The following is a 9,977-nucleotide window of genomic DNA, read 5'->3' as shown; positions in this document are numbered from 1 at the left end:
TCGGCGGCCACACCCCAGCCAGCCGCGTCACCAACCTGTCCGAACAACACACCTAGGCCCGCGGGCGGAGGCGAGGGGCGCCGGTGGACCGATACGGGCCGGTCAGCCCGCCGGTACGGTTGATGTCATGACCAACGGACCGGGGGCCGGGATCCCCGCGGTGAGCACCGCGATCCTGGCGATGAGCAGGCATCTGGAGGTGCGCGACGTCCTCAAGACGATCGTCGCCTCGGCCCGCGAGCTGCTGGACGCCGAGTACGCCGCCCTCGGCGTGCCGGACGATCACGGCGGCTTCGCCCAGTTCGTGGTGGACGGTGTCAGCGCCGAGCAGTGGAAGGCCATCGGCCCGCTGCCCCGCCAGCACGGCATCCTCGCCGCGATGCTGCACAACGCCACCCCGGAGCGGCTCGCCGACGTCCGTGAGGACCCCCGCTTCGGCGGCTGGCCCTCGGCCCACCCGGACATGTCCGACTTCCTCGGCCTCCCGGTCGCCGACGGCGACGAGATCCTCGGCGCCCTCTTCCTGGCCAACAAGCGCTGCCCCAAGACCCCTCCTTCCCGCCGGGACGGCTGCCTCTTCACCGAAGAGGACGAGCGGCTGCTCGGCATACTCGCCCAGCACGCCGCCATCGCCCTGACCAACGCCCGCCTCTACGAGCGCAGCCGGGAGCTGACCATCGCCGGCGAGCGCGCCCGGCTCGCCCACGAGCTGCACGACGCGGTCTCCCAGAAGCTGTTCTCGCTCCGGCTCACCGCCCAGGCCGCGACCGCCCTGGTCGACCGCGACCCGGCCCGCGCGAAGGACGAACTCCACCAGGTCGCCGCGCTGGCGGCCGAGGCCGCCGACGAACTCCGCGCCGCCGTGGTCGAGTTGCGTCCCGCGGCCCTGGACGAGGACGGTCTGGTCGCCACCCTGCGCTCCCAGGTCCAGGTCCTCGACCGCGCCCACTCCGCACACGTCACCTTCGCCGCCCACGGCCTACGGGCGCTGCCCTCCGCCCAGGAGGAGGCCATGCTCCGGGTCGCCCAGGAGGCGCTGCACAACGCCCTGCGGCATTCGGGGGCCGGCCGCGTCGAAGTGACCCTCAACCGCTCCGGCCAGGGCGCCCTGCTGCGCATCGCCGACGACGGCCGCGGCTTCGACACCCGTGCGGTCCGCCGGGCCGGCCGGCACCTCGGCCTGGTCTCGATGCGCGATCGCGCCGGCGGTGTCGGGGGCAGGCTCACCGTGGATTCGGAGCCCGGCAAGGGCACCGCTGTCGAGATGGAGGTGCCCGGTGGCTGAGGGCGACAAGGGCGAACGCCGCCCGATCCGCGTCCTGCTCGTCGACGACCACCAGGTCGTACGCCGCGGTCTGCGCACGTTCCTGGAGGTCCAGGACGACATCGAGGTGGTGGGGGAGGCGTCCGACGGTGCCGAGGGCATCGCCGCCACCGAGCAACTGCGCCCGGACGTCGTCCTGATGGACATCAAGATGCCCGGCACGGACGGCATCGAGGCGCTCCGCCGGCTGCGCGAACTCGACAACCCGGTCCGGGTGCTGGTCGTCACCAGCTTCACCGAACAGCGCACCGTCGTCCCGGCGTTGCGCGCCGGCGCGGCCGGCTATGTCTACAAGGACATCGACCCGGACGCGCTGGCCGGCGCCATCCGCTCCGTCCACGCCGGGCATGTGCTGCTCCAGCCCGAGGTGGCCGTCGCACTGCTCTCCCAGGAGGACAACAACGGCAGTCAGGGGCGCGGCACTTCACTCACCGACCGGGAGCGCGAGGTGCTCGGTCTGATCGCCGACGGCCGCTCCAACCGCGAGATCGCCCGTGCGCTGGTGCTGTCCGAGAAGACCGTCAAGACACACGTCTCCAACATCCTCATGAAACTCGATCTCGCCGACCGCACCCAAGCCGCTCTGTGGGCCGTCCGGCACGGCATCGGAGCCTGAAGAACCGGGGAATCGGGCATCGGACGGGGCGTCAAACCTATTAACCGAACGTCGCCTTGCAGATCCGAGATTCATACTGTCGTGTAGTGGTACCCCGTTTGGCGTATCCCTGCTCCGGGCCGGGCCGTTTCCCAGTGCAGTCGTGGCGGTTGGCCACGGCATCGGCAACGAGGAGCAAGTGAAGTGAAGAACATCAAGCGGGTTGCGGCCATCACGATGGCGAGCGCCGGTCTCGCCCTGGCGGGCGCCGGTGTCGCGTCGGCGGACGACGCCCCGCAGGCCCAGGGTGCCGCGGTGGCGTCCCCGGGCGTCGTCTCCGGCAACACCGTCCAGGCTCCGGCGGACGTCTCCGCGAACACCTGCGGCAACACCGTCTCCGCCGTCGGTCTGCTCAACCCGGCCTACGGCAACAAGTGCGGCAACTAGTGATCGCCGGAGCATCCGCTCCGATCGCCTGACTCGCGCCGCGCCCCGGCGCGCAAGAGGCACGTCGGACCGGCCCCGCCAAGCCCTGGCCGAGCGGCCGGTCCGCACTCCACAGTCATCGTCATTCCGGCCCTGCGCCACCACGTGAGGAACACGCCACCATGAACACCGCCAAAAAGGCCGCCCTTGTCCTTGCCGCCACCGGTATCGCCGTCGGCGCCGCCGCCGGTTCGGCGTTCGCCCACGATGGCGGGCACGCCAAGGGCGCGGCCGTCAGCTCCCCCGGCATCGGCTCGGGCAACCTCGTGCAGGTCCCGGTGAAGGTCCCCGTGGGCGTCGCCGGCAACACCGTCAACGTCGGCGGCGTGCTCAACCCCGCCTTCGGCAACACGAGCGCCAACTGAGGCCGTCGGCCCGGGGCCTGCATCCCCCGGGCCGCTCCGGGCGGTTCCGCCCGGCCCTCCCGAGGCCCCGCCGGTCACTCCAGACCGGCGGGGCCCTCCCTGTTCACCCCCGGCGCCGCTCCCGCTCCTCGACGGCGGAGTTGTACGCCGCCACCTGCGCCCGCCGGGCCGTACGCTCCACCGGACGCAGCGCTGCGGCGCGGGCCGCGATCTCCGACGAGCTCACCGCAGCGCCGTGCTCCCGGCCGTCCCCGCTCGCCTGCTGGGCGATGTCGATCAGCGCGCCGACCCGCTGCGCCAGCTCCAGCACCCGTACGGCCCGCGGCGGATAGCCCGGCGCCAGCACCCGCCGGCCGGCCTCCGCCCGCGCGCGGTACGCCTCCAGGGCCGCCTCGGCGACCGGACCGGTCCCGGCCACGTCCAGCGTCGAGAGCACCTCCGTCGCCTCCCGCAGCGCCTCCGCCAGCTCCCGCTCGGCCTCGCCCAGCGACGGCACATCGGCCGGCGGCGCCTCCCGCGCCGGGAGGCAGTGCCAGACCACCTCCACATGGACGTCGGGCCCGGAACCGCCCTCGGGGCCGGCCTCGTATGTCTCCGGGACCAGGCCCAGCCCCGTCCCGGGGGCGAGCACCGCCTCACCTGCCTCCAGCGCCCGTGCGTTGAATTCCGGGGGCCCGCTCAGCCCCAGCGGATGCCCCGGCACCGGCAGCGCCACCCGCAGGCCGACGGCGCCCAGTGTCCGCAGCCGCCCGAGCGCGAGGGTCAGCCCGACCGGGGCGTCCTCCCCGGGCAGGTCCGTCACGCGGTGCACCGCGTCGTCGTCCGCGATCCGGTGCGCGGCGTCATCAGGCGAGACAAGTCCGGCCAATAGGGCGTTTCCCCACGCTGCCAGCCGTCCCGAACGAGGTTCATCGAGCATGGCCCCCAGCCTAGGGAACAGCACTGACAACGAGTGGCGTAGGTTTGCAGGGGGGGCTGCGCCTACAGGCGCACACGACGACCGAGAAGCAATGGGAGACAGTGCGCTCATGAGCGATGTGCTGGAGCTGGTGGACGTATCCGTGGTCCGCGAAGGACGGGCTCTGGTGGACCAGGTCTCCTGGTCGGTCAAGGAAGGGGAGCGCTGGGTGATCCTCGGCCCCAACGGTGCCGGCAAGACCACCCTGCTGAACGTCGCCTCCAGCTACCTCTTCCCGAGCAAGGGCAGCGCCAGCATCCTCGGCGAGCAGCTCGGCCGGGTCGACGTCTTCGACCTGCGCCCGCGCATCGGCATCGCCGGCATCGCGCTCGCCGACAAGCTGCCGCGCAGCCAGACCGTCCTCCAGACCGTGCTGACCGCCGCGTACGGCATGACCGCGAGCTGGCGCGAGGACTACGACGACATCGACGAGCAGCGCGCCCGCGCCTTCCTCGACCGCCTCGGGATGAACGAGTACCTCGACCGGAAGTTCGGCACCCTCTCCGAGGGCGAGCGCAAGCGCACCCTGATCGCCCGCGCGATGATGACCGACCCCGAGCTGCTGCTCCTGGACGAGCCCGCCGCGGGCCTCGACCTCGGCGGTCGCGAGGACCTGGTGCGCCGGCTCGGCCGGCTCGCCCGCGACCCGTACGCACCGTCGATGATCATGGTCACCCACCACGTCGAGGAGATCCCGCCGGGCTTCACCCACGTCCTGATGATCCGTCAGGGCAAGGTGCTGGCCGCCGGCCCGCTCGACCTCGAACTGACCTCCAGCAACCTCTCGCACTGCTTCGGCCTCCCGCTGATCGTCGACCGCAACGGCAACGACCGCTGGACGGCGCAGGGCCTGCCCCTCAAGTAGCCGCCCGCCCCCGCCCGTTCGTGCCCTGACCGATCGCGCCCTGTCCCACGCCGCGCCCCGGACCTACCATGAAGCCGTGGATCCATGGGTGTGGTGGCTGATCGCCGCCGTAGGACTGGGCATTCCCCTCGTCGTGACCGCGTTGCCCGAATTCGGGATGCTCGCGGTCGGCTCCGTCGCCGGTGCCGTCACCGCGGCGCTCGGTGGCGGCACCGTTCCGCAATTCCTCGTGTTCGCCGCCGTGTCGGTCGCGCTGATCGCCGTCGTACGCCCCATCGCCAACCGCCACCGCGGCCAGAGCCCCCAACTCGCCTCCGGAATCGACGCACTCAGGGGCAGGAGCGCCACGGTCCTGGAGAGGGTCGACTCCGGCGACGGGGGCCGCATCAAACTCGCCGGGGAAATCTGGTCCGCACGCGCCCTCGACAGCGACCGGGTCTACGAACCGGGCCAGCAGGTCGACGTGGTGGAGATCGAAGGCGCCACCGCCGTCGTCATCTGACCCGAACCCGGTGCGCGACGCGCCGGGACTCTGGAAGACTGATCAACGCCAGCCGGCCGCCGGCCGGTACGGACCAGCAACGAAGGGCACGGGAGCCGCTGTGGAACCGATCATCATCGTCCTGATCATCCTGGTGGTGCTCGTGTTCATCGCACTCATCAAGACGATCCAGGTCATCCCGCAGGCAAGCGCCGCCATCGTCGAGCGCTTCGGCCGCTACACCCGCACGCTCAACGCCGGCCTGAACATCGTCGTCCCGTTCATCGACTCCATCCGCAACCGCATCGACCTCCGCGAGCAGGTCGTGCCGTTCCCGCCGCAGCCGGTGATCACCCAGGACAACCTCGTCGTCAACATCGACACCGTCATCTATTACCAGGTCACCGACGCCCGAGCCGCCACCTACGAAGTCGCCAGCTATATCCAGGCGATCGAGCAGCTCACCGTCACCACCCTTCGCAACATCATCGGCGGTATGGACCTGGAGCGCACCCTGACCTCCCGCGAGGAGATCAACGCGGCGCTGCGCGGCGTCCTCGACGAGGCCACCGGCAAGTGGGGTATCCGCGTCAACCGCGTCGAGCTCAAGGCCATCGAGCCGCCGACCTCCATCCAGGACTCGATGGAGAAGCAGATGCGCGCCGACCGCGACAAGCGCGCCGCCATCCTCCAGGCCGAAGGTGTCCGGCAGTCCGAGATCCTCACCGCCGAGGGCCAGAAGCAGTCCGCGATCCTGCGCGCCGAAGGTGAGGCCAAGGCCGCCGCGCTGCGCGCCGAGGGCGAGGCCCAGGCGATCCGGGTGGTCTTCGAGTCCATCCACGCCGGAGACCCGGACCAGAAGCTGCTGTCGTACCAGTACCTCCAGATGCTTCCGAAGATCGCCGAGGGCGACGCCAACAAGCTCTGGATCGTGCCCAGCGAGATCGGCGACGCCCTCAAGGGCCTCGGCGGCGCCATCGGCAACTTCAACCCCGGGGGCGGTGGCGGCAGCATCCCCAAGCCCAGCAACCCGAACCGTCAGGCGCCCCCCATCGACTGACACGCCCCCCCACTCGTGCATGATCAGGGTGCCCCTCGACCTCCATGGCGGGGAGGCACCCTCATCATGTAAGGAGACGGCCGTGTCCATCTGGGAAGCAGTCGCAGTCTTCGTCGCGGGCCTCGGAGCCGGCACGATCAACACCATCGTCGGGTCCGGCACCCTGATCACCTTCCCCGTACTCCTCGCCGTCGGCCTGCCGCCCGTGACGGCCAACGTCTCCAACACCCTTGGCCTGGTGCCCGGTTCGATCAGCGGTGCCATCGGCTACCGCCGCGAACTGGCCGGCCAGTCCCGCCGACTGCTGCGCTTCGCGGCCGGCGCCCTCATCGGCGGCCTGGCCGGCGCGATCCTGCTGCTCGCACTGCCCTCCAGCGCGTTCAAGATGATCGTCCCCGCGCTGATCGCCGTCGCCCTCGTCCTGGTCGTCGTCCAGCCCCGGCTCGCCGCCGCACTGCGCGCCCGCCGCGCCCGCAACGGCACCACCGCCCGCCGCGACGGCGGGTTCGCACTGTTCGCCGGACTGCTGCTGGCCAGCGTCTACGGCGGCTACTTCGGTGCCGCCCAGGGCGTCATATACCTCTCCCTGATGGGCGTGTTGCTCAGCGACGACCTCCAGCGCATCAACGCCATCAAGAACGTCCTCGCCGCCGTCGTCAACGGCGTCGCGGCGGTCTTCTTCCTCTTCGTCGCCGACTTCGACTGGACCGCCGTCGTCCTCATCGCGGTCGGCTCCGCGCTCGGCGGCCAGATAGGCGCCAAGGTCGGCCGACGGCTGCCGCCGGTCGCCCTGCGCGCCGCCATCGTCGTCGTGGGACTGCTGGCCATCGCCCAACTCCTCCTCAAGTAAGGGGAGTTCTCAAGAAAGGGAAGTGGGGCGACGGCCGGACCGGTCCCGGTCCGGGGCTACGCCGGAAGGGCCCGCAGCCACTCCGGCAGCTCCTCCCGTACGGACACTCCGAGAGCCGACACCAGCGCATCCGCCGGCGTCGGCTCGAAGGGCCGGCGCAGCAGCTGCATCCCCGCCTGCTCGGGCGTACGGTCCGCCTTGCGGTGGTTGTCCTCCGCGCACGAGGCGACGGTATTCAGCCAGGTGTCCCCACCGCCGTGCGACCGCGGTACGACATGGTCCACCGTCGTCGCCCGCTTCCCGCAGTACGCGCACCGGTGCTGGTCGCGCACCAGCACCCCCCGCCGCGACCACGGCGCACGTCTTCGGAACGGCACCCGTACGTACCTGCTGAGCCTGATCACCCGCGGCACCGGCACATCCACCGAAGCGGCCCGGATCCGCATCCCCGGATGGGCGTGCTCGACGACCGCCTTGTCCTGCATGACCAGCACCACCGCACGCCGCAGCGACACCGTCGCCAGCGGCTCGAAGCTCGCATTCAGCACCAGCGTCTCGCGCATCCCGTCCACCTCCCGGACCCGGTTCGCCACCGCGGCGAAGTGGCTCCACTGTGCAGTGGCAGGTATTTCCCGGACAACGCAATTTCCGCATGCCGCAAGGGAAATGGGAGGTGATCGCACGATGAAGAAGAGGTGTTGCGGAGCCCGGCAGGGACGGCGCCGGGCACTCGGCCACAGCACCGGGCAATCGGTGCAGAAAGTGCGCTCCGGGTCCCGCCCCCGTGGTGTGCACGGAACCCGGAGCGTACGACAGCCGGCGCGGACGCCCGACACGAGTGCGGACTCCGGCGAACGGGGGGCGACACACCTGCGCCCCGACGCTCCCGCCACTGCGGTACCAGCTGCCCGACGCCTTGTGACAGGCGGCGGTACACGTACCACTGTGCGTGCCGGAAGCGCCGGGGCGCAACGCAATTACGGGCCGCGGTCCGCCGGGCCCGGCGAGCCCTACGCGGGCACCTCGTACTCGCCGATCAACTGGGCCCGCCCGGTCGCGTGGAACCGCAGATTGAAGCCCACCACCGCGGGCGACGCGTCCTCGTCGGGACCCAGCTTCTCCTGGTCCACCGCGTAGACGGTGAACACATAGCGGTGCGACCCGTCGCCGGGCGGCGGCGCCGCACCCCCGAAGTCCCGTGTCCCGTAGTCGTTGCGGACGTGCACGGCCCCCTCGGGGAGCCCCTTCATGTCGCCGCTGCCGGCCCCCGCCGGCAGCTCCGTCACCGATGCCGGGATGTCGAACAGCACCCAGTGCCAGAACCCGCTGCCGGTCGGCGCGTCCGGGTCGTAGCAGGTGACGGCGTAGCTCCTGGTCCCCGCGGGGGCGCCCTCCCACCGCAGCTGCGGCGAACGGTTCCCGCCGGAGTACACCTGCTCCGAACCCAGCCTCCCGCCCGGCTCCACCTCCTCGCTCACCACCGTGAACTCCGCTACCGGCGGGTGGAAATCGTGCGGGAGCGGCCGTCGCTTCAGCTCGGACACCTCGGACCTCCTGGTCGCTTGCTGACACTCTGTCCGGTCAGGTTAGAGCCAGTTCCGCCGGCCGCCGACCTCGGCCGGCCGGCGGTGGGGACAACCCGCCCGGTCGGTCCCCTCGAAGCCGCGCGCCCCGACCGCAAACGACCGGTACGCGCCCGCCCCCTCGCCGAACAGCCCCGGCTCCTCACCCACCTCCCGGCCGTCGGCGACGAACGACAGCCCCACCTCCTCAGGCCCGCGGTACTCCCGCCCCCGGACTGGCCGGCAGCTTCCCGCCCCCCATGCGCGTCCTCCCCGGGAGCCCACCCGCGCCCCACAGACAGACGATCATGGCCGGATCCGCACGAACGGGAAACCGATCACCCGGCAACGCGTCCACACCCTCCCAACCCCCGCGCCCTGAAGGCCGGCCACCGCCCGCAACGCCTGCACTACGCTCGGAACCCATGACCGACGAACCGGCCCGCGTCCTGCTCCCACGCGACTTCTTCGACCGTCCCGTCGTGGACGTCGCCCCGGACCTGCTCGGCCGTACGCTCGTCCGCCACACCCCCGACGGCCCCATCGAGCTCCGCCTCACCGAGGTCGAGGCATACGACGGCGAATCCGACCCGGGCTCGCATGCCTACCGGGGCCGCACCGCGCGCAACGCCACGATGTTCGGCCCGCCCGGCCATGCGTACGTCTACTTCATCTACGGCATGTGGTTCAGCATCAACCTGGTCTGCGGCCCCGAGGGCAAGGCCAGTGCCGTACTCCTCCGCGCGGGCGAGATCCTCACCGGCACCTCCCTCGCCGCCGGCCGCCGCCCCAAGGCCCGCAGCACCAACGAACTCGCCAAGGGCCCGGCCCGTCTGGCCGCCGCACTCGACATCGACCGCTCCCTCGACGGCACCGACGTCTGCACCACCGGCGCCACCCCGATCTCGATCCTCCACGGCACCCCGGCCCCCCGCGACCGGGTGCGCAACGGCCCCCGCACCGGTGTCGGCGGCGACGGCGCCGACCACCCCTGGCGTTACTGGATCGACGGCGACCCCACGGTGAGCCCCTACCGCCCCCACACCCCCAGGCGCCGCACCGCCACGGCAACTTGACTCTGTCCCGCCAAACGCCTAACGTAGCCCGAGCCGCTGGAGACGGGCAGCGCTATCTGCGCAGACCGCCAGGCGGCACAATCACTACTCCGAACGATTCCCTAACGGGTCCTCTTTCGCGTTGCCGAAATTCGACCCCGCTGACCCGATTATGAGTCACCAGGGAAAACCGCTAAAGTAGTGACCACGCCGAAAGGCAAACCCCCTCCGACGGGAAATCGGAACCGAATTCGAAACGGCTGCGACAAGCGGCCGGAGCGGAAAAGGATCTGATAGAGTCGGAACTGCGAGAAAGTCGAAAGGCCGGATCGCACCGGTGAAAATCGGAGCCGCGAGGATCTGATAGAGTCGGAAA

At 71.1% G+C, this 9,977-nt stretch carries 13 protein-coding genes; 9 read left to right on the top strand and 4 right to left on the bottom strand.

The genetic code is table 11. The features are described from left to right. Nucleotides 1-127 precede the first annotated feature (127 nt). The 4 genes from IEZ17_RS40665 (at nt 128) to IEZ17_RS40650 (ending at nt 2,770) form a co-directional block, all read left to right on the top strand. On the top strand, nt 128-1,285 hold the full coding sequence (locus tag IEZ17_RS40665) for a GAF domain-containing sensor histidine kinase (RefSeq protein ID WP_189308668.1): 1,158 nt from the start codon (nt 128-130) through the stop codon (nt 1,283-1,285). Beyond that, nucleotides 1,278-1,940, top strand: a complete 663-nt coding sequence (locus tag IEZ17_RS40660; protein ID WP_189308667.1) for a response regulator — start codon at nt 1,278-1,280, stop codon at nt 1,938-1,940. The genes IEZ17_RS40665 and IEZ17_RS40660 overlap by 8 nt, the downstream gene beginning before the upstream one ends. A gap of 183 nt (nt 1,941-2,123) precedes the next feature. Then, on the top strand, nt 2,124-2,366 hold the full coding sequence (locus tag IEZ17_RS40655; RefSeq protein WP_189308666.1) for a chaplin: 243 nt from the start codon (nt 2,124-2,126) through the stop codon (nt 2,364-2,366). 161 nt (nt 2,367-2,527) lie between these two features. Then, nucleotides 2,528-2,770, top strand: coding sequence for a chaplin (locus IEZ17_RS40650; protein ID WP_189308665.1), 243 nt, complete (start codon nt 2,528-2,530; stop codon nt 2,768-2,770). A gap of 103 nt (nt 2,771-2,873) precedes the next feature. Here IEZ17_RS40650 and IEZ17_RS40645 read toward each other — a convergent pair whose 3' ends face one another. Continuing rightward, complete coding sequence (locus IEZ17_RS40645; protein ID WP_189308664.1) at nt 2,874-3,689, bottom strand: Rv1486c family protein; 816 nt, start codon at nt 3,687-3,689, stop codon at nt 2,874-2,876. 91 nt (nt 3,690-3,780) lie between these two features. Between IEZ17_RS40645 and IEZ17_RS40640 the strand changes: the two genes are divergently transcribed. The 4 genes from IEZ17_RS40640 to IEZ17_RS40625 all read left to right on the top strand — a co-directional run bounded on the left by IEZ17_RS40640 (nt 3,781) and on the right by IEZ17_RS40625 (nt 6,984). Beyond that, nucleotides 3,781-4,593: an ABC transporter ATP-binding protein gene (locus IEZ17_RS40640; protein WP_189308663.1), complete on the top strand. Its 813-nt coding sequence runs from the start codon at nt 3,781-3,783 to the stop codon at nt 4,591-4,593. 88 nt (nt 4,594-4,681) lie between these two features. After that, the gene (locus tag IEZ17_RS40635) at nt 4,682-5,095 is read left to right on the top strand and encodes an NfeD family protein (protein WP_189308669.1); all 414 of its coding nucleotides are present in this window, start codon (nt 4,682-4,684) and stop codon (nt 5,093-5,095) included. Between the two features lie 100 nt (nt 5,096-5,195). Next, on the top strand, nt 5,196-6,134 hold the full coding sequence (locus IEZ17_RS40630) for an SPFH domain-containing protein (protein WP_189308662.1): 939 nt from the start codon (nt 5,196-5,198) through the stop codon (nt 6,132-6,134). 82 nt (nt 6,135-6,216) lie between these two features. After that, nucleotides 6,217-6,984: a sulfite exporter TauE/SafE family protein gene (locus IEZ17_RS40625; protein ID WP_229853105.1), complete on the top strand. Its 768-nt coding sequence runs from the start codon at nt 6,217-6,219 to the stop codon at nt 6,982-6,984. A 56-nt stretch (nt 6,985-7,040) separates the two neighbouring features. On the opposite strand, the gene IEZ17_RS40620 is transcribed toward IEZ17_RS40625, so the two are convergent. The 3 genes from IEZ17_RS40620 to IEZ17_RS40610 form a co-directional block, all read right to left on the bottom strand. Beyond that, entirely contained in the window at nt 7,041-7,547 is a 507-nt protein-coding gene (locus tag IEZ17_RS40620; protein WP_189308660.1) for an HNH endonuclease, read from the bottom strand. A gap of 447 nt (nt 7,548-7,994) precedes the next feature. After that, on the bottom strand, nt 7,995-8,528 hold the full coding sequence (locus IEZ17_RS40615; protein ID WP_189308659.1) for a YbhB/YbcL family Raf kinase inhibitor-like protein: 534 nt from the start codon (nt 8,526-8,528) through the stop codon (nt 7,995-7,997). A 42-nt stretch (nt 8,529-8,570) separates the two neighbouring features. After that, nucleotides 8,571-8,750 carry a hypothetical protein gene (locus IEZ17_RS40610; RefSeq protein WP_189308658.1) on the bottom strand — a complete coding sequence of 60 codons (180 nt, stop codon included), beginning with the start codon at nt 8,748-8,750 and terminating at the stop codon, nt 8,571-8,573. Between the two features lie 221 nt (nt 8,751-8,971). Between IEZ17_RS40610 and IEZ17_RS40605 the strand changes: the two genes are divergently transcribed. Then, entirely contained in the window at nt 8,972-9,622 is a 651-nt protein-coding gene (locus IEZ17_RS40605; RefSeq protein ID WP_189308657.1) for a DNA-3-methyladenine glycosylase, read from the top strand. Nucleotides 9,623-9,977: the final 355 nt, after the last annotated feature.

Source organism: Streptomyces albospinus (genome assembly GCF_014648695.1).
Taxonomy (GTDB): domain Bacteria; phylum Actinomycetota; class Actinomycetes; order Streptomycetales; family Streptomycetaceae; genus Streptomyces; species Streptomyces albospinus.
The sequence above is the reverse complement of the archived record's forward strand: the minus strand, read 5'-3'. Positions and strand labels throughout refer to the sequence as shown.

What these genes read in the sequence shown, in the direction of transcription:
- IEZ17_RS40650 (WP_189308665.1), top strand. Translation starts at nt 2,528, where the DNA reads ATGAACACCGCCAAAAAGGCCGCCCTTGTCCTTGCCGCCACCGGTATC.
- IEZ17_RS40620 (WP_189308660.1), bottom strand. Translation starts at nt 7,547, where the DNA reads ATGCGCGAGACGCTGGTGCTGAATGCGAGCTTCGAGCCGCTGGCGACG.
- IEZ17_RS40605 (WP_189308657.1), top strand. Translation starts at nt 8,972, where the DNA reads ATGACCGACGAACCGGCCCGCGTCCTGCTCCCACGCGACTTCTTCGAC.
- IEZ17_RS40645 (WP_189308664.1), bottom strand. Translation starts at nt 3,689, where the DNA reads ATGCTCGATGAACCTCGTTCGGGACGGCTGGCAGCGTGGGGAAACGCC.
- IEZ17_RS40640 (WP_189308663.1), top strand. Translation starts at nt 3,781, where the DNA reads ATGGGAGACAGTGCGCTCATGAGCGATGTGCTGGAGCTGGTGGACGTA.
- IEZ17_RS40665 (WP_189308668.1), top strand. Translation starts at nt 128, where the DNA reads ATGACCAACGGACCGGGGGCCGGGATCCCCGCGGTGAGCACCGCGATC.